The sequence below is a fragment of the Bradyrhizobium sp. Y36 genome (genome assembly GCF_002531575.1).
Taxonomy (GTDB): Bacteria; Pseudomonadota; Alphaproteobacteria; order Rhizobiales; family Xanthobacteraceae; genus Bradyrhizobium.
This window is the reverse complement of record NZ_NWTI01000012.1, coordinates 142,731-167,819: the sequence shown is the minus strand read 5'-3', so window position 1 is coordinate 167,819 and position 25,089 is coordinate 142,731. Positions and strand designations below refer to the sequence as shown.

26 protein-coding genes and 1 other RNA gene are annotated in these 25,089 nt (G+C 65.3%); 14 read left to right on the top strand and 13 right to left on the bottom strand.

Annotated elements, in window-relative coordinates; genetic code table 11:
• The first annotated feature begins 149 nt into the window (after positions 1-149).
• Entirely contained in the window at positions 150-806 is a 657-nt protein-coding gene (locus tag CO669_RS20740; RefSeq protein WP_097661795.1) for a DUF805 domain-containing protein, read from the top strand.
• Positions 803-1,969, top strand: a complete 1,167-nt coding sequence (gene dapE, locus CO669_RS20735; RefSeq protein WP_097661794.1) for a succinyl-diaminopimelate desuccinylase — start codon at positions 803-805, stop codon at positions 1,967-1,969. Before CO669_RS20740 ends, dapE begins: the two co-directional genes overlap by 4 nt.
• A gap of 189 nt (positions 1,970-2,158) precedes the next feature.
• Here dapE and truA read toward each other — a convergent pair whose 3' ends face one another.
• From truA to def, 3 genes are all read right to left on the bottom strand, one after another.
• Entirely contained in the window at positions 2,159-2,896 is a 738-nt protein-coding gene (gene truA, locus CO669_RS20730; RefSeq protein WP_198964153.1) for a tRNA pseudouridine(38-40) synthase TruA, read from the bottom strand.
• Between the two features lie 119 nt (positions 2,897-3,015).
• A complete protein-coding gene (gene fmt / locus CO669_RS20725; protein WP_097661792.1) occupies positions 3,016-3,948 on the bottom strand; it encodes a methionyl-tRNA formyltransferase in 933 nt (310 codons plus the stop codon).
• A 208-nt stretch (positions 3,949-4,156) separates the two neighbouring features.
• Positions 4,157-4,681 (bottom strand): peptide deformylase, encoded by a 525-nt coding sequence (gene def / locus CO669_RS20720; RefSeq protein WP_097661791.1) that lies wholly within the window; start codon positions 4,679-4,681, stop codon positions 4,157-4,159.
• Positions 4,682-4,852: 171 nt separating this feature from the next.
• Here def and CO669_RS20715 point away from each other — a divergent pair, with 171 nt between their 5' ends.
• The 3 genes from CO669_RS20715 to CO669_RS20705 all read left to right on the top strand — a co-directional run bounded on the left by CO669_RS20715 (position 4,853) and on the right by CO669_RS20705 (position 8,029).
• Entirely contained in the window at positions 4,853-6,052 is a 1,200-nt protein-coding gene (locus tag CO669_RS20715; RefSeq protein WP_198964144.1) for a DNA recombination protein RmuC, read from the top strand.
• 130 nt (positions 6,053-6,182) lie between these two features.
• Positions 6,183-6,461 carry a GIY-YIG nuclease family protein gene (locus CO669_RS20710; protein WP_097661789.1) on the top strand — a complete coding sequence of 93 codons (279 nt, stop codon included), beginning with the start codon at positions 6,183-6,185 and terminating at the stop codon, positions 6,459-6,461.
• A gap of 203 nt (positions 6,462-6,664) precedes the next feature.
• Entirely contained in the window at positions 6,665-8,029 is a 1,365-nt protein-coding gene (locus tag CO669_RS20705; protein WP_097661788.1) for an AmpG family muropeptide MFS transporter, read from the top strand.
• A gap of 137 nt (positions 8,030-8,166) precedes the next feature.
• Here the strand turns inward: CO669_RS20705 and CO669_RS20700 are convergent, their stop codons facing one another.
• The 5 genes from CO669_RS20700 to ffs form a co-directional block, all read right to left on the bottom strand.
• Positions 8,167-8,604, bottom strand: a complete 438-nt coding sequence (locus tag CO669_RS20700; protein WP_097661787.1) for a hypothetical protein — start codon at positions 8,602-8,604, stop codon at positions 8,167-8,169.
• Positions 8,605-8,695: 91 nt separating this feature from the next.
• Complete coding sequence (gene recR, locus CO669_RS20695) at positions 8,696-9,298, bottom strand: recombination mediator RecR (RefSeq protein WP_097661786.1); 603 nt, start codon at positions 9,296-9,298, stop codon at positions 8,696-8,698.
• Between the two features lies 1 nt (position 9,299).
• Positions 9,300-9,620 (bottom strand): YbaB/EbfC family nucleoid-associated protein, encoded by a 321-nt coding sequence (locus tag CO669_RS20690; protein ID WP_097661785.1) that lies wholly within the window; start codon positions 9,618-9,620, stop codon positions 9,300-9,302.
• Positions 9,621-9,650: 30 nt separating this feature from the next.
• The gene (locus CO669_RS20685; protein ID WP_097661784.1) at positions 9,651-11,492 is read right to left on the bottom strand and encodes a DNA polymerase III subunit gamma/tau; all 1,842 of its coding nucleotides are present in this window, start codon (positions 11,490-11,492) and stop codon (positions 9,651-9,653) included.
• Between the two features lie 94 nt (positions 11,493-11,586).
• Positions 11,587-11,683: signal recognition particle sRNA small type (ffs, locus tag CO669_RS20680), an RNA gene on the bottom strand.
• Positions 11,684-11,865: 182 nt separating this feature from the next.
• On the opposite strand from ffs, the gene CO669_RS20675 reads away from it, so the two are divergent.
• From CO669_RS20675 to CO669_RS20635, 9 genes are all read left to right on the top strand, one after another.
• Positions 11,866-12,711 carry a transporter substrate-binding domain-containing protein gene (locus CO669_RS20675; RefSeq protein ID WP_097661783.1) on the top strand — a complete coding sequence of 282 codons (846 nt, stop codon included), beginning with the start codon at positions 11,866-11,868 and terminating at the stop codon, positions 12,709-12,711.
• Between the two features lie 121 nt (positions 12,712-12,832).
• Complete coding sequence (locus CO669_RS20670) at positions 12,833-13,495, top strand: amino acid ABC transporter permease (RefSeq protein ID WP_097661782.1); 663 nt, start codon at positions 12,833-12,835, stop codon at positions 13,493-13,495.
• Positions 13,492-14,298, top strand: coding sequence for an amino acid ABC transporter ATP-binding protein (locus tag CO669_RS20665; RefSeq protein WP_097661781.1), 807 nt, complete (start codon positions 13,492-13,494; stop codon positions 14,296-14,298). The genes CO669_RS20670 and CO669_RS20665 overlap by 4 nt, the downstream gene beginning before the upstream one ends.
• The gene (locus CO669_RS20660) at positions 14,298-15,053 is read left to right on the top strand and encodes an SDR family NAD(P)-dependent oxidoreductase (RefSeq protein ID WP_097661780.1); all 756 of its coding nucleotides are present in this window, start codon (positions 14,298-14,300) and stop codon (positions 15,051-15,053) included. Before CO669_RS20665 ends, CO669_RS20660 begins: the two co-directional genes overlap by 1 nt.
• Positions 15,050-16,177, top strand: a complete 1,128-nt coding sequence (locus tag CO669_RS20655; RefSeq protein WP_097661779.1) for a muconate cycloisomerase family protein — start codon at positions 15,050-15,052, stop codon at positions 16,175-16,177. The genes CO669_RS20660 and CO669_RS20655 overlap by 4 nt, the downstream gene beginning before the upstream one ends.
• A 263-nt stretch (positions 16,178-16,440) precedes the next feature.
• Positions 16,441-16,860, top strand: a complete 420-nt coding sequence (locus CO669_RS20650; RefSeq protein ID WP_097661778.1) for an HIT domain-containing protein — start codon at positions 16,441-16,443, stop codon at positions 16,858-16,860.
• A gap of 9 nt (positions 16,861-16,869) precedes the next feature.
• Positions 16,870-17,814 (top strand): NAD(+) diphosphatase, encoded by a 945-nt coding sequence (gene nudC / locus CO669_RS20645; protein ID WP_097661777.1) that lies wholly within the window; start codon positions 16,870-16,872, stop codon positions 17,812-17,814.
• Between the two features lie 10 nt (positions 17,815-17,824).
• Positions 17,825-18,775 carry a sugar kinase gene (locus tag CO669_RS20640; RefSeq protein WP_198964143.1) on the top strand — a complete coding sequence of 317 codons (951 nt, stop codon included), beginning with the start codon at positions 17,825-17,827 and terminating at the stop codon, positions 18,773-18,775.
• A 70-nt stretch (positions 18,776-18,845) separates the two neighbouring features.
• Positions 18,846-19,355 (top strand): Lrp/AsnC family transcriptional regulator, encoded by a 510-nt coding sequence (locus CO669_RS20635; protein ID WP_097661776.1) that lies wholly within the window; start codon positions 18,846-18,848, stop codon positions 19,353-19,355.
• Positions 19,356-19,515: 160 nt separating this feature from the next.
• On the opposite strand, the gene CO669_RS20630 is transcribed toward CO669_RS20635, so the two are convergent.
• From CO669_RS20630 to hrpB, 5 genes are all read right to left on the bottom strand, one after another.
• Positions 19,516-21,015 (bottom strand): phosphomannomutase/phosphoglucomutase, encoded by a 1,500-nt coding sequence (locus CO669_RS20630; RefSeq protein WP_097661775.1) that lies wholly within the window; start codon positions 21,013-21,015, stop codon positions 19,516-19,518.
• A gap of 159 nt (positions 21,016-21,174) precedes the next feature.
• Entirely contained in the window at positions 21,175-21,522 is a 348-nt protein-coding gene (locus CO669_RS20625; protein ID WP_097661774.1) for a HepT-like ribonuclease domain-containing protein, read from the bottom strand.
• Positions 21,512-21,808 (bottom strand): nucleotidyltransferase family protein, encoded by a 297-nt coding sequence (locus tag CO669_RS20620; RefSeq protein WP_097661773.1) that lies wholly within the window; start codon positions 21,806-21,808, stop codon positions 21,512-21,514. The genes CO669_RS20625 and CO669_RS20620 overlap by 11 nt, the downstream gene beginning before the upstream one ends.
• Before the next feature lie 77 nt (positions 21,809-21,885).
• Entirely contained in the window at positions 21,886-22,398 is a 513-nt protein-coding gene (locus tag CO669_RS20615) for a TIGR02281 family clan AA aspartic protease (protein WP_198964142.1), read from the bottom strand.
• A 128-nt stretch (positions 22,399-22,526) separates the two neighbouring features.
• A complete protein-coding gene (gene hrpB, locus CO669_RS20610; protein ID WP_097661771.1) occupies positions 22,527-25,001 on the bottom strand; it encodes an ATP-dependent helicase HrpB in 2,475 nt (824 codons plus the stop codon).
• Positions 25,002-25,089: the final 88 nt, after the last annotated feature.

Here is a 25,089-nt window from a genome sequence, read left to right as displayed (position 1 = left end):
CTCGGCCCGGAAGATGTAATCCGTCACCCTGATGAGGCGGCCGCCCCTACGGCGGCGCTCGAAGGATGACGGTCTGACGGCATATCGAACCCGCAATCCCTCCATCGCGACCAATTTTCGGGCGGCCACCTCCGCCCGGAGCCCTTCGCATGGACTGGACCTCGTATCTCTTCCGCTTCGACGGCCGCATCAACCGCGCCCTGCTGTGGCAGGCGCTGCTGATCGTCGCGCTGCTGGCGGCGTTGCTGGGGATGGTCGACCAGGCCATCAACATCCCCGAAGGGGCCGAATCCGCCAAGTTCAAGTTCCGTATCGACTTCGATTTCGACTTTGGCCTCGAGAGCCTGTTTGGGATCATCGATCCGCGACGACATCACCCGCTGTCGTCCACTGAGCGCGTGAGCCTGGTCCTGAGGATTTTGGGCGCATCGCTGTTCCTGTGGATCTCCCTCGCGACCGCGATCAAGCGGCTGCACGATCGCGACCGAAGCGGCTGGTGGATCGTCCCTTTCGTCTTCATCCCCAATTTGGGATTTCATTTCTCGGATCTGCTGCCCGACGCCCGCTGGTTCGTTCCGTTCGACCTGGCGATCTACGCGCTGTGGCTGTGGGGCCTCGTCGAGATGTTCATTGTGCCCGGCACGGCAGGCGACAACCGGTTCGGCCCCGACCCACTTGCGCAGGATGGGGAGGACGATCCTGCGCCCGCATCCCCTGCGAAAAACTGGGACCAGAGCCGCGAGATCGAATTGGTGCCACCCAGCGCTAGCCCACCCGGCGGCATGCATGTTAAGCGGGGCGCATGACCGATGCTCTCTCCATTGCCCGCGATCTCATCCGCTGCCCCTCGGTAACCCCTGAAGACGCCGGTGCGCTCGGGGTGCTTGAAAAAGCCCTCAGTGCCGCCGGCTTCATTTGCCACCGCGTCACCTTCAGCGAGGACGGCACCGCCGACGTCGACAATCTCTATGCCCGGATCGGCACCGAAGGCCCGCACATCACCTTTGCCGGCCACACCGACGTGGTGCCGCCCGGCGACGAGAGCGCCTGGAGCGTCGGCGCGTTCTCGGGCGAGGTGAAGGACGGTGTCCTGCACGGCCGCGGTGCGGTCGACATGAAGGGCGGCATCGCCTGCTCGGTCGCCGCCGTGCTGCAGCATCTCGCCGCAAATGACGGCAAGCCGCGCAGCGACGGAAAAGGCTCGATCTCGTTCCTGATCACCGGTGACGAGGAAGACGTCTCCATCAACGGCACCATCAAGCTGCTCAAATGGACCGCGGAGCGCGGCGAAAAATTCGACCATTGCGTGCTCGGCGAGCCCTCCAATGTCGAGACGCTCGGCGACACCATCAAGGTCGGCCGCCGCGGCTCGCAATCCGGTACGCTTTACGTGGATGGCGTGCAGGGTCACGTCGCCTATCCGCATCGCGCCTCCAATCCGGTGCCGGACATTTCGCGATTGATCGTGGCGATCAGTGACGAGCCGCTCGACCACGGCAGCGCGCAGTTCCAGGCCTCCAATCTCGAATTCACCTCGGTCGACGTCGGCAACAAGGCGAGCAACGTCATCCCGGGCGAGGCCCGCGCCAAGTTCAACATCCGCTACAACGACAACCACACCCAGGCGTCATTGCGCGAACTGGTCGAGACGCGTCTGGCAAAAGCCTGCGGCAACCGCATCAAGGCCCGCATCGTCTGGGAGCCCTCGAACTCCAACGTGTTCGTGACCAAGCCCGGCCCGTTCACCGATCTCGCGGTCTCCGCGATCGAGGAAGTGACGGGCCGCAAGCCGGAGCTGTCGACATCAGGCGGCACCTCGGATGCGCGCTTCATCTCGAGCTATTGCCCGGTGATCGAGTTCGGCCTGGTCGGCCAGACCATGCACCAGGTCGACGAGCGCGTCCCGGTGAAAGACCTGGAGAAGCTGACGCAGGTGTATCGCGGGATACTGACGCGGTATTTTGGATGAGCGCCCGCTGCCCGCCTCACTCTTGTCGCCCCACCCTCCGCTGTCATCGCCCGGCTTGACCGGGCGATCCAGTATTCCAGAGACAGCAGTGATTCAGCCGAGAGGCCGCGGCGTACTGGATGCCCCGGTCAAGCCGGGGCATGACACCGAGAATGCGGCAAGAGCCCGCGCGCGCTCTACACCCTTCGCTCAATAATCCACCTGCATCAGATACAGCCCCTCCGGCGGCGCGACGATGCCGCAGGCGGCGCGGTTGCGGGCTTCCAGCGCTGCGGAGAGATCGTCCGCGGTCCAGCGGCCCTCGCCGACCCAGACCAGCGATCCCACCATCGAGCGCACCTGGCTGTGCAGGAACGAGCGCGCGGACGTCACGATGATGATCTCGCGGCCGTCGCGCGTGACGTCGAGCTGGTCGAGCGTCTTCTCCGGCGATTTCGCCTGGCACTCGGTATCGCGAAACGTCGTGAAATCATGCTTGCCGAGCAGGCGTTGTGCTGCCGCATGCATCGCCTCGGCATCGAGCTTGCGCGGCACGCGCCAGGCGTGGCCGATGTCGAGCGCGAGATTGGCGCGGGTGTTGATGACGCGATAGCGATAGTGCCGCTTCACGGCCGAGAAGCGCGCCTCGAAACTGTCAGGCACGACCTCGGCCTCCAGCACCGCAATCGGATGCGGGCGCAGATGTGCGTTGAGACCGTCGCGAAACCGGCCCGGCGGAAACTGCTTCTCGATATCGACATGCGCGACCTGCCCGCGCGCGTGCACGCCCGCATCGGTGCGCCCGGCGCCGTGCACCCGCAAATCAGCACCGGTCATCGCCTTCACGGCGGCCTCCAGCGCGCCCTGCACCGAGGGCAGCGTGTCCTGCACCTGCCAGCCGAAGAACGGTGCGCCGTCATATTCGATGGTGAGCTTGTAGCGGGGCATCTTGTCCAGTTTCACTGTCATTGCCCGCGAAGGCGGGCAATCCAGTACTCCGCAGCCTATCCGGTCAACCGAGACGTCTCGGCGGAATGGATACCCCGCCTTCGCGGGGTATGACAGCGTCAGGTGAATTTGGCGCCGGCCTTCAACGGCACACCCCGCAGGAAGTCCGCGGCCTGCATCCGGGGTTTACCTTCGCGTTGGAGCTCCAGAATGCGGATCGCGCCTTTGTTGCAAGCAACAGTGAGCTGGTTGTCGAGCATCGCGCCGGGCGCACCCCGGCCTTTTGCCAGTTCGCAACGCAGAACTTTGATACGCGCGTTCTCGCTAGCGCCAGCGAGCTCAGTCCAAGCACCTGGAAAGGGCGACAGGCCGTGGATGTGGCGCAGAACCTCGCGCGCTGACTTCCTCCAGTCGATTCGTGCTTCGGCCTTGTCGATCTTCGCGGCGTAAGTAATCTGCGGAACGAGTTGGAGTTTCTTATCCCGAGCTAATTGGGTAATGGCTCGCGCCATAAGCGTGGCACCCAGATTCATTAGCTCATTATGCAGGTCGGCATAAGTCGTTGAATCTGTGATTCGAACGGTGGACTTTGCCCTAACGACGACGTCTCCCGTGTCGAGACCGGCATCCATCTTCATCACCATGACACCGGTTCGCTTGTCGCCTGCCATGATCGCGCGGTTGATGGGGGCGGCGCCGCGCCAGCGCGGCAGCAGCGAGGCGTGCAGATTGTAGCAGCCGAGCTTTGGCGCATCGAGGATCGCCTGCGGCAGGATCATGCCGTAGGCGACGACGACGGCGGCATCGGCGTCGAACGCGCTGAACTCGTCGAGCGCTTCCTGGGTCTTCAGCGTCTTCGGCGTCAGCACGGGAATGCCGAGCTTTCGCGCGGCCTCCTCGACCGGGGTCGGCTGCAATTGCAGGCCGCGCCGTCCGCCCGGCTTCGGCGCGCGGGTGTAGACGGCCACGATCTCATGGCCATGCGCGACCAGTTCGAGCAGCGTCGGCACGGAGAAATCGGGCGTGCCCATGAAGATCAGGCGGAGGGGCATGACAAGAACTCGGTACGTTCCCTCCCCCCTTGTGGGGGAGGGTTAGGGAGGGGGGTGCCACACGACGCGCTCTGTCGGCGCAAGCGTTCGCGGCACGCACTCGAAACGGATGACGGATAGACTTCCGCCCTGGGCTACCCCTCTCCCCCGCCCTCCCCCACAAGGGGGGAGGGAGCGCAGCGGAGTACTGGGCAGCATTCACACTAGCTCACTCCGCGCGCTTGGCGGCTTTCTCGAACTTCTTCATGACGCGATCGCGCTTGAGCTTCGACAGATAGTCGACGAACAAGACGCCGTTGAGATGGTCGATCTCGTGCTGGATGCAGGTGGCGTAGAGGCCTTCGGCGTCCTCCTCGTGCACCTTGCCGTCGAGATCGGTGAAGCGCACGCGCACCTTCGCAGGCCGTTCGACCTCCTCGTAATATTCGGGGATCGACAGGCAGCCCTCCTCGTAGACCGACAGCTCCTCGGACGAGGCGATGATCTCGGGGTTGATGAAGACGCGCGGCAGCGGCGTGGTTTCGCCGTTCTCGTCGCGCTTGGCGAGATCCATGGTGATCAGCCGCAGCGGCTGCGCGATCTGGATCGCGGCGAGGCCAATGCCGGGCGCGTCGTACATGGTCTCGAACATGTCGTCGGCAAGCTTGCGGATCTCGGCCGTGACCTTCTCGATCGGCTTGGAGACCAGACGCAGCTGCTTGTCGGGCAGGATGATGATTTCTCTGAGGGCCATGGCCGCGATTTAAGCCGCATGCCGGATGCGGTCAATCCGGCGAGGAACCCCGTTAACCCCTCGCTAACCATAAAACTTCGCATTTCGTTAACCATAAAAATTAACGGGGCATTCATTGGAAATGTTCGCTATTCGTTCGTGTCGGCTGCCGAATCGGCTAGAAGGGCAGTCATGAACGAGATCATTTTCATGCTGGGCGACTTGCCGGTCCGCACGATCGATGCGCTGATCGGCTTTGGTGCGCTCATCCTCATCCTGCTGGTGGTGATTGCGGTCGTGATCGCGCGCTCCGGGCGGCGCGGGGCGGAACTTGCGATGGCGCATGCGATCCGGGCCGACGAGCTCGAGGAGCGCCTCAGCGAGGTGCTGCGCGCCCAGAGCGAATCCTCAGGGCGGGTCGATGCCATGACCCAGGCGCTGGCGGGACGGCAGGCCGAGATGGCGCGGGCGGTCAACGAGCGGCTGGATTCGGTGACACATCGCGTCGGCCAATCCATGGAGCACTCGACCCGCAACACCATGGAGAGCCTGCGCGCCCTGCACGAGCGGCTCGGCATCATCGACAGCGCCCACAAGAACCTCACCGACCTCACCACCCAGGTGACGACCCTGCGCGACGTGCTCGCCAACAAGCAGTCGCGCGGCGCCTTCGGCCAGGCGCGGATGGAGGCGATCGTCCAGGACGGTCTTCCAAAGGGCGCCTACGAGTTCCAGTTCACGCTCTCGACCGGCAAGCGGCCGGACTGCGTCGTGTTCCTGCCCGACCAGCGCCCACTCTGCATCGACGCGAAATTCCCGCTGGAGGCGATGACGGCGCTGCACGACGCCCGCACCGACGAGGAGAAGCGCGTCGCCACCCAGCGGCTGCGCGCCGACGTGATGAAGCATGTCAGCGACATCGCGGAGAAATATCTCGTCACCGGCGAGACCCAGGAGATGGCGCTGATGTTCGTGCCGTCGGAATCGGTCTACGCCGAGATCCATGACGGTTTCGACGACGTGATCCAGAAAGCCTATCGCGCCCGCGTCGTGCTGGTGTCGCCCTCGCTCTTGATGCTGGCGATCCAGGTGATGCAACAGATCATGAAGGACGCGCGCATGCGCGATGCCGCCGACCAGATCCAGACCGAAGTGATCAAGCTCGGCGACGACCTGGGACGGCTCAGGGATCGCGTGGTCAAACTGCAGAAACATTTCTCCGACGCGAACGAGGACGTCCGCCAGATCCTGATCTCCGCCGACAAGATCGAGAAGCGCGCCGGACGCATCGAGGAGCTCGATTTCAGCAAGAGCGATGCGCCGGCGGAGGGACCACGGCTGGTGGCAGGCGCCGGCGAACTGTTTCCAAGGAAGCTCCAGGCGGGGGAGTGAGATGGGGCACACTGTCGTGCCCCGCGCAGGCGGGGCACCCAGTACGCCGCAGCGGTCGTGATTGAACCGGGACGCCGGTGATTAGTGGATCGTCCGCCTTCGCGGACGATGACACCGTTGGGGTGGTCACATGGGCGCACGCCATTACTACGTCTACATTCTCGCCAGCAAGATCGGGGGCACGCTGTACATTGGCGTGACGAACGATCTCATCCGCCGAGTCGTCGAGCATAAATCGAAATTCATCGAAAGCTTTACTGAGAAATACGACGTGGCAAGGCTGGTCTATTTCGAGCAGTTCGACGACCCCGAGAATGCGATCAAGCGGGAGAAGCGGCTGAAGAAGTGGAACAGGGCCTGGAAGATCCGATTGATCGAGCAGCACAATCCAAATTGGGATGATTTGTAACACCAGATTGCCGGCCCGCCATGACCGTGTCATCCTCAGTCACGCTGTCGTGCCCCGCGCAGGCGGGGCGACCAGTTCGCCGCGGCAGCTATTGTCGTCCCGAGATGCCGGTGAGTACTGGATCGTTCGCCTTCGCGGACGATGACAGCGGGGGCAGCAGCGACAAACTCACTCGCCCCGCCAGAATCTGCTAACACCACCCCATGACCTCACCCGACGCGACCTCCTCTGCCGCCAGCCCTACCCCTGCGACCTCCTGGCGCGACAGCCTGGCCGTGTACCTGCAACCGCGGGTGCTGATCGTGCTGTTTCTCGGCTTCTCCTCCGGCCTGCCGCTGGCGCTGTCGGGCTCGACGCTGCTGGTGTGGATGCGCGAGGCCGGGGTCGACCTCAAGACCATCGGGCTGTTTGCGCTGGTCGGCACGCCCTACACGCTGAAATTCCTGTGGGCGCCGCTGGTCGATGCGCTGCATGTGCCGCTGTTCACCCGCGCCTTCGGACGACGGCGCGGCTGGTTGCTGTTCTCGCAATTGCTTCTGATCGTCGCGATCCTGCTGCTGGCGATGACCGACCCGGCACGCTCGCCGTTCTACGTCGCGCTCGGGGCCCTACTGGTGGCGACCACATCCTCGACACAGGACATCGTGGTCGACGCCTTTCGCGTCGAGAGCCTGCCCGAGAGCGAGCAGGCCGCCGGCATGGCCGCCTACGTCGCCGCCTACCGCATCGGCATGCTGGTCTCGACCGCGGGCGCGCTGTTCATGGTGTCGGGCTTCGAGAGCACCGGCATCACGCGCACCTCCGCGTGGATGTGGGGCTATGTGGTGATGGCCGCGATGGTGCTGATCGGCACGATCACGGCGCTGCTCGCGACCGAGCCGGAGCAGTCGCAGCGCGCCGATGCCGCGACACAGGCCGACACCGCTTTTGCGCGCGTGCTGCACGCGGCGGTCGGCGCCTTCTCGGAGTTTTTGACGCGCAAGGACGCGCTCGTCGCACTCGCCTTCGTCGTGCTGTTCAAGTTCACCGACGCCTTCTCCGGCACCATGACCGCGCCGTTCGTGATCGACCTCGGCTTCACCCGCAACGATTATGCGGCAATCGTGAAGGGCGTCGGCCTCGCCGCCACCCTGATCGGCGGCTTCGCGGGCGGCTTCGTCGCACGGCGCTACCCGCTGGCGACATCGCTCTGGATCGGCGGCATCGTGCAGGCGCTGGCCAATCTGTCGTTTTCCTGGCTCGCCGTGGTCGGCACCAATCAATGGGCGCTGGCTTTCGCGATCTGCGCGGAGAATTTCACCAGTGCCATCGGCACCGTGATCTTCGTCGCCTATCTTTCGGCGCTCTGCCAGAACCCGCTGCACACGGCGACGCAATATGCGCTGCTCACCGCGCTTGCGGCGGTCGGGCGGACATATCTGTCATCTGGCGCGGGCTTCGTGGCTGATGGCACCGGCTGGGCGCTGTTCTTCGTGATCTGCGTGCTGGTCGCGATCCCGAGCCTGGTGCTGCTGGCCTGGCTACAGAAGCGCGGGCATTTTGATGCGTTGGGGCCGGTGCGGGTGTGACGGTCTCGTCATGCCCCGCGAAGGCGGGGGCAACCAGTACGCCGAGACAATTGTTGATTGACCGAGAAGCTGCGGCGTACTGGATCGCCCGCCTTCGCGGGCGATGACACCGAAGTTGAGGAAACGGAGACGCCCCCCTACTGCTTCTTGATCAGGCTCCACTTCGTGATCACGGCTTCGCTCATCTGGCCGGCATCGCTGGCGCAGGCGATCTCGTCGACCTTGACGGAGATCTCCTTACCGACAAACGATTTCAGCTGCGTGGCCTGCGCATCGCTGGAGGTGACGAGCTGGAAGGTCTCGGGACCGGTCTCGAGGTTGCACAGCCCGTTCGGCGCCGGCAGGCGGCGCGGCTCGGACGTGATCTGGTACATCGAAACGCGCTTGCCGGCGTTCTTGACGTCGCGCACCTTCATTGCGTTCAATTCGCCCGAGAGCACGTCGCCGGTGTTGATCGGCTTGCCGGGCTTCGAGGGCGGCGGCGCCTCGTCGCCCTGCTGCGCGGAGATGGCCGGCGTCACCAGCATGGCCATCGTCGCGACCAAAGCCAATCGTGTGGCGAAAAGTTTCGTCATGTCGTCAGTTCCGTGAGATCTTTGAGATGGAGATTGTTGTTTTGACGCGTTTTCTTCACGCGAACCGGTATCCACTTCGCTCGAGAACGCTCTAGAACAGGGTGCGCTGCCGCATCGCTGCCGATAGCGTACCTTCGTCGAGATAATCAAGCTCGCCGCCGACGGGAACTCCGTGGGCGAGCCGCGTCACCTTCACATTGGCGTCCTGAAGCAGGTCGGTGATGTAATGCGCGGTGGTCTGACCGTCGACCGTCGCATTCAGCGCCAGGATGATCTCGTGCACCTGCGCATCATGCGCGCGTGCCACCAGCGCATCGATGGTCAGATCCTGCGGGCCGACGCCGTCGAGCGGCGACAATGTCGCGCCGAGCACATGATAGCGCCCTTGAGTCGCATTGGCCCGTTCCAGCGCCCAGAGATCGGCGACATCGGCGACGACGACGATGATGGCGGGATCGCGCTTCGGGTCGGTGCAGACGGTGCAGGGATTTTGCGTGTCGATGTTGCCGCAGGTCTTGCAGACCTGAACCTTGTCGAGCGCCACCTGCATGGCCGAGGCCAGCGGCATCATCAGCGCCTCGCGCTTCTTGATCAAATGCAGCGCCGCGCGCCGCGCCGAGCGCGGGCCAAGGCCCGGCAGCCGCGCGAGAAGCTGCACCAGCCGCTCGATTTCTGGACCTGCAACCGCGCCCATACTATTGGCCGAACAACCCCGGCGGCAGGCCGAGCCCGCCGGTGAGGGCTTGCATCTTCTCCTGCATCGCAGCCTCCGCCTTGCGGCGCGCATCACCGAACGCGGTGACGAGCAGGTCTTCCAGCACCTCGCGCTCTTCCGGCTTCATCAGCGAGGGATCGATCCTGACGCCCTTGACGTCCATCTTCGCGGTCATGCGCACGGCGACCAGACCGCCGCCGGAAATGCCCTCGACCTCGACATTGGCGAGCTGGTCCTGCATCTCCTGCATCTTGGATTGCAGCTGCGCCGCCTGCTTCATCATGCCGAGAAAATCAGCCATGGGTGCGTGTCCTTAGAAAGAAGAAATGGCTCAGAGATCGTCGTCGCCGTCGGAACCGTCGGGCGGATCGTCGCTGCCATAGTCAGCGTTTATATTGGCTTCCGGCGTCTCGGGGGCAAGCCTGCGGACCTCGACGACCTTGGCGCCGGGGAACCGCGAGAGCACCTCCTGCACGCGCGGATCGGCTTCCGCGGTGCGCGCATGCTCCTGCTTGGCGGCCTGGTTCACCGAGCGCAGCGTCGGCTGGCCCTGCTCGTTGGACACGACGATGGTCCAGCGCCGGCCGGTCCACAGCTCGAATTTCTTCGCAAGCTCCGAGATCATGGTCTTGGAGGCGTTGGGCTCGAGCGCGACTTCCAGCCGGCCCTCCTCGAAACGGACGAGGCGCATGTCGCCTTCGAGCGCGCTCTTGGTCATGATGTCGCGCTTCTGCCCGGCGAGCGCGACGAGCTGAGTGAAGCTCGTGACGCGCAGCTGGGGCGCCGCCCCTTGCGGGTCCGGCGCGGGCGCCACCATCTGCGGCCGGGCGCCACCACCGAACGCAGTCGGCGACGATGTCGGCATGCGCACGGGCGCAGCGGACATTGGCGCGGCCGACGCCATCGGCGCGGATGGCGCAGTGCTGCGCGCAGCTCCACCGCCGCCACTCGCGACCGGTGAGCCGCCGCCGTTCTGCTCCAGCATCCTGATCGCTTCGTCCGGCGTCGGCAGGTCGGCGACATAGGCGATGCGCACCAGCACCATCTCGGCGGCCGCGGCGGGCCGCGTCGCGGCCTGCACCTCGGTGATGCCCTTGAGCAGCATCTGCCACATCCGCGACAGCACGCGCATCGAGATCTTCGAGGCGAATTCCCTCGCGCGCACGCGCTCGGTCTCGCCATAGGCGACGTTGTCGGCAGTCGCCGGCACGATCTTCACGCGGGTGACGAAATTGACGAATTCGGCGAGGTCGGAGAGCACGACGATCGGATCGGCGCCGACGTCGTACTGATCGCGGAATTCCCTGAAGGCGCTCGCGATGTCGCCGCGCGCCAGCGAATCGAAGAGGTCGATGACGCGGGTGCGGTCGGCGAGGCCCAGCATCTGCCGGACTGCGTCGGCCTTCACGGCGCCGGCCGCATGCGCGATCGCCTGGTCCAGCAGCGACAGCGAATCGCGCACCGAACCTTCTGCGGCGCGGGCGATGATGCCGAGCGCCTCCGGCTCGATCTCGACGTTTTCCTTGGTGGCGATATTGGCGAGGTGCTTCATCAGCACGTCGGCCTCGACGCGGCGCAGGTCAAAACGCTGGCAGCGCGACAGCACCGTCACCGGAACCTTGCGGATCTCGGTGGTGGCGAACACGAACTTGGCGTGCTCCGGCGGCTCCTCCAGCGTCTTGAGGAAAGCGTTGAACGCCGCCGTCGACAGCATGTGGACTTCGTCGATGATGTAGACCTTGTAGCGGGCGCTGGCCGGCGCGTAGCGCACGCTGTCATTGATCTGGCGGACGTCGTCGACGCCGGTATGCGAGGCCGCGTCCATCTCCAGCACGTCCATGTGCCGGCTTTCCATGATCGCCTGGCAATGCACACCGAGCGTCGGCATGTGGATGGTCGGGCCCTTCACCGAGCCGTCCGGCATCTCGTAGTTGAGCGCACGGGCCAGGATGCGCGCAGTGGTGGTCTTGCCGACACCGCGGACGCCGGTGAGGATCCAGGCCTGCGGAATACGGCCGGTCTCGAAGGCGTTGGAGACGGTGCGGACCACGGCCTCCTGGCCGATCAGATCGTCAAAGCTCGAGGGACGGTATTTGCGCGCCAGAACCCGGTAGGGCGCGTTGCCGGCCTGCCCGGCGCTATCAGGGTTCGGAGGGGCGCCAGCGTCGGTCATCGGTCGATCCGCAATTAAATGTCTCTTGGCCGGCTTTGCGGAAAGGAGCGCGCTGGCGGCTGGTGCCGCCGGCGCTGGTTCGCTCGAAAAACAGGTAGGAGACTGACGAGCGACCCGATCCGGACCTCGTTAGGGCTGCTTCCTTCCGGACCTGACCCGGTTGGCGAGTGGCTCGTCCACCGCCAATCTCCCGGTCCCTATTTGGGGCCAAAGGGAGCGGAAAGCAAGCGGGTATCGGCCCGGCCTGCCTGATCCTGCCCAGCATCCGGGCAATTCCTGAACTGCCCAGCCGATAGGCTGTGCTTTCTCTGCTGCGACCGCCTTGCTAAGAACCTTGGCGGAACTCCATCCAACCAGAAAAGCAGTGATCCCAATGGTTACACGTCGTGATGTTGCATCGATTGTCGGACTCGGCGCGGTCGCCGCAGCCACGCTGGCCGCCCCGGCCGTGGCCCAGACTGCCGATCCCAACGAATCGACCTTCGCCCGCATCCGCCGCACCAAGAAGATGCGGATCGGCGCGGTCGGCGGCGGCGCGCCGTATTACATGAAGGATCTTTCCAGCGGCCAGTGGAAGGGCTTCTACATCGACATCGCCAAGGGGCTGGCCGACGACATGGAGGCCGAGCTGGAGATCACCGAAACCACCTGGGGCAATTCGGTGCTGGACCTGCAGGCCAACAAGATCGACATCTTCTTCGGCCTCAACCCGACCCCGAAGCGCGCGCTGGTGGTCGACTTCTCGGTGCCGGTCTTCAACAACGCCTTCGCCATCCTCTGCAAGAAGGACTTCAAGCCGAAGAGCTGGGCCGAGCTGAACTCGCCCGACATCAAGATCGCGGTCGACCAGGGTTCCTCGCACGACCAGGTCGTCAGCCGCCTGACGCCGAAGGCGCAGATCACGCGGCTGAAGACTGCCGACGACGCGACCGCCGCGCTGCAGACCGGCCGCGTCGACGCGCAATGCCTGATCACCATGCTGTCGCTGACCGTGCTGAAGAAGAATCCCTCGCTCGGCCAGCTCGTGCTGCCGACGCCGATCTTCGCGACGACGTCGAATGCCGGCTTCCGCCGCGAGACCGACAAGACCTGGCGCGACTACGTCAACACCTGGATCGACTTCAACAAGGGCCTCGGCTTCATCCGCAACGCCATCATCACCAACATGGAGCTGGTGGGCGTGACCGAAGCGGACATTCCGCCGGGCGTTTCGCTGTAATCTCCCACTGTCATTCCGGGGCTCGCGAAGCGAGAACCCGGAATCTCGAGGTTCCGGGTTCGATGCTTCGCATCGCCCCGGAACGACGGTGCCAATGGCACCCACGACGAGTAACACACGCATGTATCAGTGGGACTTCGGCATCCTCTGGAGCTATCGCTGGCTCTTTCTCAACGGGCTCGGCGTCACCGTCGGCTTCACGATCGTCATTGTGCTGCTCGGGCTCGTCTTCGGCCTGCTCGGAGCTTTCGGCAGCCTGTCGCGCTTCAAGGCGTTGCGGCTGCTCGCCCTCACCTTTATCGAAGCCTTTCGCTGCACGCCGATCCTGGTGCAGCTGATCTGGTTCTATTACGCGCTGCCGATTCTCGCCGGCGTCGAGATGACGCCGATCACCGCCTCGGCCTTGGCGCTCTCGCTCTATGGCGGCTCCTTCTATTCGGAGATCATCCGCGGCGGCATCATCTCGATCGACAAGGGCCAGTCGGAAGCCGGCGCCGCGCTCGGCATGACGCCCGGGCAGAGCATGCGGCGCATCGTGTTGCCGCAGGCGATCAAGCGCATGATCCCGGCGCTGATGAACCAGTCGATCATCCAGTTCAAGAACACCTCGCTGGTGTCGGTGCTGGCGGTGCCCGACCTAGTCTACCAGAGCCAGGTCGCCGCCCATGACAGCTACCGGCCGCTGGAGACCTACACCGCCGTCGCGGTCGCCTATGCGGCGATCCTGATCCCGCTCACCATCATCGTCCGCCGCGGCGAGAAGCGACTGGCGGTGAGCGAATGAGCGAGACGCCAAAGAACACTTCGAAGATCGAGATCCGGGCCTTACGCAAGAGCTTTGGCAGCAACGAGGTCCTGAAGAACATCAACCTCGACGTCGCCAAGGGCGGCGTCGTCGCGCTGATCGGCCCGTCGGGCTCCGGCAAATCGACGCTGCTCCGCTGCATCAATCTGCTGGTGGTGCCCGACGGCGGCAGCGTCCGCGTCGGCGACACGCGCTTTGCATTCGGCGACGGTGCGAAACTACCCGAGGTGAAGACGCTAGCAAATTTCCGCGCCGGCACCGGCATGGTGTTCCAGCATTTCAATCTGTTCCCGCATATGACCACGCTGCAGAACGTGATGGAGGGGCCGGTCACGGTGCGGCGCATGGCCAAGGCTGACGCCGAGAAGCTGGCGCGGACGCAGCTCGCCAAAGTCGGACTTGCCGAGAAGGCCGACCAATATCCGGCGACGCTCTCCGGCGGACAGAAGCAGCGCGTCGCGATCGCACGCGCGCTCGCGATGGAGCCCGACGTGATGCTGTTCGACGAGGCCACCTCCGCGCTGGATCCCGAACTCGTCGGCGAGGTACTGAACGTGATCCAGCAGCTGGCCTCCGAGGGCATGACGATGGTGATCGTCACCCACGAGATCGCCTTCGCGCGCGAGGTCGCCGACCGCCTGATCTTCATGCGCGACGGCGTCGTGGTCGAAGAGGGCCCGGCGCGGCAGGTGATCGACAATCCGAAAGAAAGCGCGACGCGCGCCTTCCTCAGCCATTTCCACCGCACCGGCGCGTTGCCGCCGGCCAACACGACAACCTGATGCCTGATATCAAACGCGTCTATCTCGTCACCGGTGCCGCCAGCGGCATCGGCCGCGCCACCGCAAAGCTGCTTGCCGCGCCCGGCGTCGCGCTGCTGCTGCACACCCGCTCCAACGCAGGAGGTCTCGACGCCACCGCGGCAGAGACTCAAGCGCAGGGCGCAGTGGTCGCAAGATGTCTCGGCGATCTTGCCGAGCAAACAGCCGTCACTGCCGCCATCGCGGCCGCGCACGCCGCATTCGGCCGGCTCGATGGACTGGTTCTCGTCGGCGGCCACGCCCGCCGCGGCAGCGCGATCGGCACGCCGGCGGATCAGTTCCGACAGGCAATGGACGAATCGGCGCTGGCGTTCACGCGACTGGTCGAGGCCGCGCTGCCACTGCTGCGCGCAGGATCCGATGCGCGCATCGTCGCGGTGTCGTCCTTCGTCGCGCACGCGATCCGACCCGAATTCGCGCCCTTCGCCGCAACAGCCGCGAGCCGCGCCGCGCTGGAAGCGCTGGTGCGCCTGACCGCGGTCGAGCTGGCGAAAGACGGCATCACCGTGAACGCGGTGTCGCCGGGCCTCATCATCAAGGACAAGCCGAGCGAAAGCCGGCTGTCGCCCGAGCAGATCGCCGCGACCGAGGCGCTGATTCCGATGCGTCGCCGCGGACGACCGGAGGAAGTCGCCGAAATCATCGCCTTCCTGGCATCCCCGAAGGCGTCTTACGTCACCGGCCAGGTCTGGCACGTTAATGGAGGCCTGACATGACCGAAGCAACCATCGAACGCCTCAGGCTGTTCCTGATCGAAAGCCCGATCAAGATGGCGCGCCTGCAGGGCGTCGGCAACGTCAAGGGTACGGTCAAGCGCGTGCTGATCGAGCTCACCGCGAGCGACGGCGTGATCGGCTGGGGCGAAGCGGCACCGTGGGAGGTGTTCACGGGAACGCCGGAGGCAGCCTTCTCCGCGCTCGATATTTACTTAAGGCCCGTCGTGCTCGGCAAGCCGGTGCGCCGCATCCGCGCGCTGATGGCCGAGCTCGACCGCGCGCTGGTCGGACATGCCGAGGCCAAGGTCGGCATCGAGATGGCGCTGCTCGACATCGTCGGCAAGGCGTCGGGGCTGTCGGCGGCCGATCTGCTCGGCGGCCGGGTGCGCGACACGATTCCCCTTTCCTTCTCGATCGCCGATCCGGATTTTGCCGCCGATCTCGAGCGGATGCGAAAGATGGTTCCGGAGGGGAACGTCATCTACAAGGTCAAGACCGGCGTGAAGCCGCATCGCGAGGATCTCGACCATCTCGAAGCGATCCGGAAGGAATTTGGCGACAAGGTCGATCTGCGCGTCGACTACAATCAGGCGCTGGCGCCGTTCGGCGCCATCAAGATCCTGCGTGATGTCGAGGAGTTCGCGCCGACCTTCATCGAGCAGCCGGTGCCGCGCAAATTTCTCGACGTGATGGCGCAGCTCACCGCTGCGCTGGAAACGCCGGTGCTGGCCGACGAAAGCTGCTTCGACCGCCGCGACATGATGGAGGTGGTGCGCCGCGAGGCGGCCGATGCCGTCTCGATCAAGCTGATGAAGGCCGGCGGCCTGTTCGAGGCGCAGGCGATCATGGCGATCGCCGACATCGCCGGCCTGCCCGGCTATGGCGGCACGCTGTGGGAGGGCGGCATCGGGCTAGCCGCCGGCACGCAACTGATCGCGGCGACGCCGGGCATCTCGCTCGGCTGCGAATTCTACATGCCGCACCACGTGCTGACCGAGGACGTGCTGGAGGAGCGCGTCGCCAACCGCGCGGGGCATGTCGTGGTGCCCGACGGTCCCGGTCTCGGCATCCGCGTCAGCGAAGCTTCCGTCCGCGCCAACGCGCGGGTGATCGCGGAGGCGTGAGTTTCCGTCCTTCCGGGGCGCGCGCAGCACGAGCCCGGAATCCATAACCACAGGGTCGGGTTTGGCGAAGATTCGGAGTTGCCAGCGCGCGTAACGACCACTGCCTGTAGCCGATGGGTCCCGGATCAGCGCTCCGCTTCGCTTGTCCGGGACGACGACCGCGTATGCGGTGACAGCGGAGCCCCAATCCTTCCCCTATCGGAATCGCTGTCGTATGGTCGCACCCAATACGCCCGACCCCATCGGGCCATCCGGAAACGAACATGTCCGAACCCGCCTGGTCGCTGCATTCCCGCCTGAAAGAGGACACCATCGACATCGGCGATCTGCCGCTGTCGAAGGTGCTGGTCATCAAGGACGCGCATTATCCCTGGCTGCTGCTGGTGCCGCGGCGCGCCGATGCGGTCGAGATCATCGATCTCGACGAGGTGCAGCAGGCGCAGCTGATGACCGAAATCTCCCGCGTCTCGCGCGCGCTGAAGGACATCACCAAATGCGACAAGCTCAATGTCGCAGCGCTCGGCAATCTCGTGCCGCAGCTTCACGTCCACATCATCGCACGCCGCACCAGTGACGCGGCCTGGCCGCGGCCGGTCTGGGGCGTGATGCCGCCCTTGGCGCACGACGCCGCGGAGGTTCAGAATTTCATCAGCGCGCTTCGCCGCAAGATCTGGTTGGGTTGAAAGAACATAATGTCAGCATTCGACGCCTTTCCGCTGGGACAGCCGGCCTTCGTCACCAACATCCTCGACCGCGCCGCGCATCTGCGCCGTGACGACGAGAAGCTGTTCGCGCTGGAACAGAAACCAACCTCGCGCGCCTATGTGGTCTATCGCGACTCGCTGCTGGTGAAGCGCGAGGGCGACAAGGTGCGCGCGCTGCTCTCGATCGACGAGGCGCTGAAATGCGGCGCCAATCCCGGCACGATCTTCTTGGGACTACGCGACGGCGCGGCGATGTTCGGCATGGGCCTGTCGCAGGCCGCCGCCGAGAAGCTGGTGGGACGCGAGGACTACACGGTCACCGAGCTGCGCGGCATGGCGATGCAGGGCGCGATCCCGCCCGACGAGCTGTCGGCGATCGCGATGGCGAAGTCGATGGTGAGCTGGCACCAGCGCCACGGCTATTGCGCCAATTGCGGCGCGCGCAGCGCCATGAAGGAAGGCGGCTGGAAGCGCGACTGCCCTTCCTGCAAGGCCGAGCATTTTCCGCGAACCGATCCGGTCGTGATCATGCTGGTGGCGTCCGGCGAGAAGTGCCTGCTCGGCCGCCAGAAGCAGTTTCCCCCCGGCATGTATTCGTGCCTCGCCGGCTTCGTCGAGGCCGCCGAGACCATCGAGGACGCCGTGCGCCGCGAGATCCTGGAAGAATCAGGCATCCACTGCACCGACGTGCAATATTACATGACCCAGCCCTGGCCCTATCCGTCGTCGCTGATGATCGGCTGCAGCGCGCGCGCCGTCAGCGAGGACATCGTCGTCGATCGCATGGAGCTGGAGGACGCGCGCTGGTTCACGCGCGAAGAGGCCGCCCTGATGCTGACACGGACGCATCCGGACGGGCTCGCCGGCCCGCATCCCTTCGCCATCGCCCATCACCTGCTCGGCCGCTGGGTGCACGACAAGAGCGACGCATAAGCGAGCATCGATGGTGCTATCAGGGACCGCGCCGCGCATCCTCTGCGTCGGCATTCCCGTGCGCGACCTCACCTTTCGGGTCGAGGCCGTGCCCGCGCGCGGCAGCAAGGCCAACGCCACCCATCTCGCCGAGATCTGCGGCGGCAACGCGCTCAATGCCGCCATCGCGATCGCACTGCTCGGCGGCCGCGTCGCATTCGCGGGGCCCATGGGCGATGCGCGGGAGACGTCGAGCAGCTTCATCCTCGCGCAGATGGCGCAGGAGGGCATCGACACCACGCACATCGTGCGCATGCCCGATGTGACCACGCCGGTGTCCACGATCATGATCGAGCCCTCCGGCGAGCGGACGCTGACCATTTATCGCGATCCGGCGCTCTGGACCGTCGAGTTGCCCGACGCCGACGAATTACTCGCCGGTTGCGGAGCACTGCTCGTCGAAAGCCGCTGCGCGGCGTTCGGGACCGGTCTCTGCACTGAAGCGCGCCAGCGCGGCATTCCCGTCATCGTCGGCGTCGATCGCGCGATGTCGTTGCAGGACAGCCTGCTCACAGCGGCCTCGCATCTGCTATTCTCCAGCGAGCAGGTTCAGGAGACCGCCGGCGTCACCGGGGACGGCGAGGCCTTGAAGCTTCTCGCAGGACTGACGCCCGCCTTCCTCGCGGCCACGCGCGGCCCGAACGGCACGATCTGGCTGAACGAGACCGGCGAACTCGAGGAGACCGCGGCCTTCCCGGTCCAGGCGGTCGACACGCTCGGCGCCGGCGATGTCTTCCATGGCGCCTTCACGCTTCGCCTGGCCGAGGGCGAGGGGATCAGGGAGGCGCTGCGATTCGCCGCGGCCGCCGCAGCGCTGAAATGCACCCGCCATGGCGGCGGTCAGGCCGCCCCGCAACGCCTTGAAGTTGAAGAGCTTTTGCGCACTGCGCGGCTGGCGGAGGCCGGCAGGTCGCCGAGATAATGGACTTGCTATAGAAATATTTTCTCTATATCAGGGAAATGGACCCCTGAAATGGAACAAAGTTCTTCAAATGACTGACCTCGCTGTCCAGCCCCCCGAGACCAGCCGTCGCCTCGATGCCATCGACCGCAAGATTCTGATGGTCCTTCAGGAGGATGCCTCGCTGTCCGTCGCCGAGATCGGCGACCGCGTCGGCCTGTCCTCGACCCCCTGCTGGAAGCGCATCCAGCGGCTGGAGGCTGACGGCGTGATCATCAAGCGGGTTGCCCTGGTCGACCAGAACAAGATCGGGCTCGGCATCTCCGTGTTCGTGTCGGTCGAGAGCTCCGATCATTCCGACGCCTGGCTGAAGAAATTCGCCGAAGCCGTCAGCGCGATGCCCGAGGTGATGGAATTCTACCGCATGGCCGGCGACGTCGATTACATGCTGCGCGTCGTGGTCGCGGACATGCAGGCCTATGACGTGTTCTACAAGAAGCTGATCAGCGCCGTGCCGCTGAAGAACGTCACCTCGCGCTTTGCGATGGAGAAGATCAAATCGGTGACCGCGCTGCCGATCCCGGCGGTGGTGGCGGCTTGAGGCTTCACCACACGGAACGTGTCATCGCCCGGCTTGACCGGGCGATCCAGGACTCCGAGGCGGTGTGATTGAACCGAGAGGCCGTGGCGTACTGGATGCCCCGGTCAAGCCAGGGCATGACAGCGAGATTGTGGCGCGGGTTGCGTCTCCCTGACGCCCGTCAAATCTTCTGATTGTATTCGCCGACTTCGGGATGCGTGCGCAGCACGCTGTTCACCATCTCGAACATGTCGTGCATGCGCTGCTCGGAGACCGGGCTCTCGACCACGACGACGAGCTCGGGCTTGTTGGAGGAGGCGCGCACCAGGCCCCAGCTGCCGTCCTCGACCGTGACGCGCACGCCGTTGACGGTGACGAGATCGCGGATCGACTGTCCTCCGATCTTGGCGCCCTTGGCCTGCAGGCCCTCGAAGTGCTTCACCACGTGGTCGATGACGCCGTATTTGGTCTCGTCGGCGCAATGCGGCGACATGGTCGGCGACGACCAGGTCTTCGGCAGCGCGTTCTTCAGATCGGCCATCGACTTGCCCGGCGCGCGGTCGAGCATGTCGCAGATCGCGAGCGCCGAGACGAGACCGTCGTCATAGCCGCGGCCATAAGGCTTGTTGAAGAAGAAATGGCCGGACTTCTCGAAGCCCGCCAGCGCACCAGTCTCGTTGGTGCGGCGCTTCATGTAGGAATGGCCGGTCTTCCAATAGGCGGTCTTGGCGCCCTGCTTCTGCAGCACGGGATCGGTGACGAACAGGCCGGTCGACTTCACGTCGACGATGAAATGGGCGTCCTTGTGGATCGCCGACATGTCGCGCGCCAGCATCACGCCGACCTTGTCGGCGAATATCTCCTCGCCGGTGTTGTCGACGACGCCGCAGCGGTCGCCGTCACCGTCGAAGCCGAGGCCGACGTCGGCCTTGTGCTGCAGCACCGCGTCGCGGATCGCGTGCAGCATCTCCATGTCTTCCGGATTCGGATTGTATTTCGGGAAGGTGTGGTCGAGCTCGGTGTCGAGCGGGATCACCTCGCAGCCGATCGCCTCCAGCACCTGCGGCGCGAACGCGCCAGCGGTGCCGTTGCCGCAGGCGGCGACGACCTTGAGCTTGCGCTTCAGCTTCGGACGATTGGTGAGATCGGCGATGTAGCGCGCCGGATAGTTCTCGTGGAACTGGTAGGAGCCGCCGGCCTTGTTCTTGAAGTCGGCATTGAGCACGATTTCCTTCAGCCGCGTCATCTCGTCGGGGCCGAAGGTCAGCGGACGGTTGGCGCCCATCTTCACGCCGGTCCAGCCATTGTCGTTGTGCGAGGCCGTGACCATCGCAACGGCGGGCACGTCGAGATCGAACTGCGCGAAATAGGCCATCGGCGTCACCGCAAGCCCGATGTCGTGGACCTTGCAGCCCGCGGCCATCAGGCCGGAGATCAGCGCGTATTTGATCGAGGCCGAATAGCCGCGGAAATCGTGACCGGTGACGATCTCTTGGCTGACGCCGAGTTCGGCGATCAGCGCGCCCAGACCCATGCCGAGCGCCTGCACACCCATCAGGTTGATTTCCTTCTGGAACAACCAGCGCGCGTCGTATTCACGAAAGCCCGTCGGTTTCACCATCGGCTCGGATTCGAAGGCGTAGGTGTTGGGCAGCAGGACGGATTTCGGCTTCGGGAACATTGAGACGATCTCGTGAAAAGGGCAGGAATTGAGGCAGCCTTAGCGAATGCCGGGCCGCAGCGGAAGGCGGGAATGCAGGCTTATGGCCGATAATTGCGGCAGTTTGGTAACGAAGAAACGTTACCGCCGGGGCGGTACCAAATGTATGACCGGAATAGACTAGCTCTGCAGTCGTGCAATCTCCTCTTCGACAACTGCCTTGAGTGCCGGCAGAGCCTGCCGAACAGTTTCCCACACAAGGCGGGCTGCAACATCCTCATAGTTGTGCCGATAGACATTGCCCGCCGCCGCCATTTGCCTCCATGCAATTCCGGGGTGCCTGGTCTTCAGATCCTCTGGCAGACGACGAGAGGCTTCTGAGATGATCTCCAGACAACGCGTAACGGCATAGATCGCCCGCAAGTCCGCCGCGAACGCCTCGCGACCGAGATCCCCGGCGAACTCGGCTGCCAAGTCGATGTGATGCAGGATGTCCCGCAGGGTCCCGTCGATGCGATCAGAAGGCATAGACGGCATCGGCCGTCGCAGCGGGCGCGACGTATGATTTCAAACCATCGCGATTGACGACGTCAACCGGGCCCTCAAAGAGATTGGAAATGTACTCCTTGAGTTCGACGTAGTCGAAGACGGTGATCCGCGCGTCGGGATCGATCTCGACCATGATGTCGATATCGCTGCCGGGATGAGCGTCACCCCTGGCGACCGAACCGAACAACGCCGCATGCAAGACGCCCCGCTCGCGAAGGGCGCGCTCGGAACGTCTGAGGATGGCAATCGCACCGGGGCTGTCCATGGGCGGAATATAGCACCCAGGCTGGCCCTAAGGGAGGCCCTAAGGGAGGCCCTAATGGGGCCAGTTGGAGCCCCCGCCTATTGCTCCAACACCATCTGGCCGTTGGAATATTCGAAGCGCTTCAGGCGGGACAGGAAGGAGAGTCCGAGCAGGTTCTCCGACAGCGCCTCGTCGGGCAGCACCATGGCGTCGACGTCGCGCACGATGAGACCGCCGACATCGAGCATCGCGATGCGGGTGCGCGCGGCCTTGATGGTGCCGTTGGCGGTGGAGACGGTGGCGTTGTATTCGCCGCGCGAGGGACGCAGGCCGAAGCGGGCGGCGGAGGTCTCATTGAGCGCAACCACGGAGGCGCCGGTGTCGACCATGAAGCCGATGCGCTGGCCGTCGATCCGGCCCTCGGTCTGGAAATGACCGCGACCGTCGCGGGAAATGGCGAGGCTGCGGCCGCCGGCCGGCGCGGTCGCGGCAACGGCCACAGTGGTACGCGGCGCCGAGGTTGCGGACGCGGAGCTCATCTTGTCGGCCATCTGCGCCATGAAAGTGCCGAGGCCGATCAGGACGGCCGCGAAGATCATAATGTTACGCATCACACCACTTTCGAGCCGGAAAGCCCGATTTCACCACGCGACAAGGCTGACCGCGAGCGGAGCCACGCCGGCACCCGTGTCATTTTGACGAAAAGGATGAGCGGACGGTTAATGCGCTGCCCTGTTTCTCATGTCCCGCGCGGCTTCGCCCGCCTTGTCGGCACGGCGCTCGCGGGATCGTCGGGCCAGGGATGACGCGGATAGCGGCCGCGCAGGTCGGAGCGGACCGCAGCATAACTGCCGCGCCAGAAGCCGGGCAGATCGCGCGTCACCTGCACCGGGCGCTGTGCCGGCGACAGCAATTCCAGCACCAGGGGCACCTTGCCGGCGGCGACCGAGGGATGGGTGTTGAGGCCGAACAATTCCTGCAGCCGCACCGCGATGGTCGGCCCCTGCTCGGCCTCGTAGTCGATCGCGAGCACGCTTCCCGTCGGCGCCTCGAAATGCGTCGGCGCTTCGCGGTCGAGCCGCGCGCGCATCTCCCACGGCAGCAGCGCCATCAACGCATCCGAGAGATCGCCCGGCGAAATGTCCTTCAATGCGATCTTGTCGTAGAGCGCGGGAACCAGCCAGTCGTCGCGCCGCCCGATCAATCCGTCGTCGGTGAGATCGGGCCAGCTGTCGCCCTCGGCCTTGCGCAAAAACATCACGCGGTCGCGCCATTGCCTGGCGGCCTTCGACCAGGGCAGCCGGTCGAGGCCGGCAGCGATCAATCCATCGGCGAAAATGCGCGCGGTGTCCTCCGAGGGTGACACGGCCATCGTCGCTTCGGACAGCGTGATCGCATGCAGTACGCGCTTGCGCCGCGCGCGCAGCGCCATCGCGCCGCGATCGAAGGTGATTTCGTCGGCGCTCTCGATATGCTCGGCGAAATGTTGCTCGATCTCCTCTTGCGAAATCTGCGCGGCGAGCAGCACGCGTCCGCTCGCCGCCGTGCCCGTCATCTCGCCGATCGCGATATAGGGCGCGCGGGCGAGCGACGACGTCTGCTCGACCGCGGCGCCGCGGCCGTTGGCAAGGACAAAACTGCCATTGCCGCGATTGCGGGCCACCCGGTCCGGGAAGGCGTAGGCGAGCATCAGGCCGGTCGAGAGATCCTCCCGCGGTCCGGCCTTCTCCGAGGCCGCCACCTGCGAGGCCCAGCGCCGCGCCAGATCGCGCGCGCTGGCGGCGCGCGGCGAGCGGTCGCGGCGAAACTGGTCGCGCCGGTGCTCGAGATCGACGCTGTCGCCGCCAAGGCCGCGCTCGGTGATGATGGCGGCGATCTCGGCCGCGGCCTCGCCCTCCCCGGCGCGATGTGAATCCACGATCATGCGTGCCAGCCGCGGCGGCAGCGCCAGCGCACGCAGGCTCTTGCCTTCCGCGGTGATACGGCCATCGCCATCGAGCGCGTTGAGCTCTTCGAGCAGGCTTTTGGCCTCTTTCCACGCGGGCCCAGGCGGGGGATCGAGGAAAGACAGCGCGGCGGGATCGCTGACGCCCCATTGCGCGAGATCGAGCACCAGCGAGGACAAATCCGCGCTCAGGATTTCCGGTTGGGTGTAGGGCGCGAGCGAGGCCGTCTGCGGCTCGTCCCAGAGCCGGTAGCAGACCCCGGGCTCGGTGCGGCCGGCGCGGCCGCGGCGCTGATCCACCGCCGCGCGCGCGGCGCGCACGGTCTCGAGCCGCGTCAGGCCAATATCGGGCTCGTAGCGCGGCACGCGGGCGAGCCCGGAATCGACCACGATGCGCACGCCTTCGATCGTCAGCGAGGTCTCCGCGATCGAGGTCGCCAGCACCACCTTGCGCATGCCCCTGGGCGCCGGCAAGATGGCACGGTCTTGCACGGCGGCATCGAGCGCGCCGAACAGCGGCACGATCTCGATCGAAGCATCCTGCACGCGCTCGGAGAGGAAGTTCTGGGTGCGGCGGATTTCGGCGGCGCCCGGCAGGAACGCCAGCACGGAACCACTGTCGGCCCGCAACGCGGACGCGATCGCATCCGCCATTTGCCGCTCGATCGGCGCGTCCACCTTGCGGCCGAGATAGCGCGTCTCGACCGGAAAGGCGCGTCCCTCGCTTTCGACGACGGGCGCATCGCCGAGCAATTTCCCGACGCGCGCGCCATCGAGCGTCGCCGACATCACGAGGATGCGCAAATCCTCGCGCAGGCCGGTCTGCGCGTCGCGCGCCAGCGCGAGGCCCATGTCGGCGTCGAGCGAGCGCTCGTGGAATTCGTCGAACAGAATGGCGGCAACGCCCGAGAGTTCGGGATCGTCGAGGATCCGGCGGGTGAAGATGCCCTCGGTCACCACCTCGATGCGGGTCGCGCGCGAGATCTTGGAGCCGAACCGGACACGATAGCCGACGGTCTCTCCAGTGCGCTCGCCCAGCGATTTGGCCATGCGGTCGGCGCTGGCGCGCGCCGCGATGCGGCGCGGCTCCAGCACGATGATCTTCTTGTCCCCGGCCCAGGGCGCATCGAGCAGAGCCAGCGGCACGCGCGTGGTCTTGCCGGCGCCGGGAGGCGCCACCAGCACGGCCGCATTATGCGCCTCCAGCGTGCGCGAGAGGTCGTCGAGCACGGCATCGATGGGTAAGGGCGTGTCGAAGCTGCGGGGCAAGAGTCTCGATCCGTCATCGCCCCGCCTTGTGCGCAAATTGCGCATTGGGGCGGGTGATCCAGTAAGCTCAGATCCCGATCATTGCGAA

Bases quoted from the DNA above. Each gene is read 5' to 3' on its own strand.
- nudC (WP_097661777.1), top strand. From the start codon at position 16,870: ATGTCAGCATTCGACGCCTTTCCGCTGGGACAGCCGGCCTTCGTCACC.
- truA (WP_198964153.1), bottom strand. From the start codon at position 2,896: ATGCCCCGCTACAAGCTCACCATCGAATATGACGGCGCACCGTTCTTC.
- CO669_RS20690 (WP_097661785.1), bottom strand. From the start codon at position 9,620: ATGGCTGATTTTCTCGGCATGATGAAGCAGGCGGCGCAGCTGCAATCC.
- fmt (WP_097661792.1), bottom strand. From the start codon at position 3,948: ATGCCCCTCCGCCTGATCTTCATGGGCACGCCCGATTTCTCCGTGCCG.
- dapE (WP_097661794.1), top strand. From the start codon at position 803: ATGACCGATGCTCTCTCCATTGCCCGCGATCTCATCCGCTGCCCCTCG.
- CO669_RS20675 (WP_097661783.1), top strand. From the start codon at position 11,866: ATGGTTACACGTCGTGATGTTGCATCGATTGTCGGACTCGGCGCGGTC.
- CO669_RS20640 (WP_198964143.1), top strand. From the start codon at position 17,825: ATGGTGCTATCAGGGACCGCGCCGCGCATCCTCTGCGTCGGCATTCCC.
- CO669_RS20715 (WP_198964144.1), top strand. From the start codon at position 4,853: ATGAACGAGATCATTTTCATGCTGGGCGACTTGCCGGTCCGCACGATC.
- recR (WP_097661786.1), bottom strand. From the start codon at position 9,298: ATGGGCGCGGTTGCAGGTCCAGAAATCGAGCGGCTGGTGCAGCTTCTC.
- CO669_RS20630 (WP_097661775.1), bottom strand. From the start codon at position 21,015: ATGTTCCCGAAGCCGAAATCCGTCCTGCTGCCCAACACCTACGCCTTC.
- CO669_RS20710 (WP_097661789.1), top strand. From the start codon at position 6,183: ATGGGCGCACGCCATTACTACGTCTACATTCTCGCCAGCAAGATCGGG.
- CO669_RS20650 (WP_097661778.1), top strand. From the start codon at position 16,441: ATGTCCGAACCCGCCTGGTCGCTGCATTCCCGCCTGAAAGAGGACACC.
- CO669_RS20700 (WP_097661787.1), bottom strand. From the start codon at position 8,604: ATGACGAAACTTTTCGCCACACGATTGGCTTTGGTCGCGACGATGGCC.
- CO669_RS20660 (WP_097661780.1), top strand. From the start codon at position 14,298: ATGCCTGATATCAAACGCGTCTATCTCGTCACCGGTGCCGCCAGCGGC.
- CO669_RS20615 (WP_198964142.1), bottom strand. From the start codon at position 22,398: ATGCGTAACATTATGATCTTCGCGGCCGTCCTGATCGGCCTCGGCACT.
- def (WP_097661791.1), bottom strand. From the start codon at position 4,681: ATGGCCCTCAGAGAAATCATCATCCTGCCCGACAAGCAGCTGCGTCTG.
- CO669_RS20685 (WP_097661784.1), bottom strand. From the start codon at position 11,492: ATGACCGACGCTGGCGCCCCTCCGAACCCTGATAGCGCCGGGCAGGCC.
- CO669_RS20655 (WP_097661779.1), top strand. From the start codon at position 15,050: ATGACCGAAGCAACCATCGAACGCCTCAGGCTGTTCCTGATCGAAAGC.
- CO669_RS20705 (WP_097661788.1), top strand. From the start codon at position 6,665: ATGACCTCACCCGACGCGACCTCCTCTGCCGCCAGCCCTACCCCTGCG.
- CO669_RS20635 (WP_097661776.1), top strand. From the start codon at position 18,846: ATGACTGACCTCGCTGTCCAGCCCCCCGAGACCAGCCGTCGCCTCGAT.
- CO669_RS20620 (WP_097661773.1), bottom strand. From the start codon at position 21,808: ATGGACAGCCCCGGTGCGATTGCCATCCTCAGACGTTCCGAGCGCGCC.
- CO669_RS20740 (WP_097661795.1), top strand. From the start codon at position 150: ATGGACTGGACCTCGTATCTCTTCCGCTTCGACGGCCGCATCAACCGC.
- CO669_RS20670 (WP_097661782.1), top strand. From the start codon at position 12,833: ATGTATCAGTGGGACTTCGGCATCCTCTGGAGCTATCGCTGGCTCTTT.
- CO669_RS20665 (WP_097661781.1), top strand. From the start codon at position 13,492: ATGAGCGAGACGCCAAAGAACACTTCGAAGATCGAGATCCGGGCCTTA.
- CO669_RS20625 (WP_097661774.1), bottom strand. From the start codon at position 21,522: ATGCCTTCTGATCGCATCGACGGGACCCTGCGGGACATCCTGCATCAC.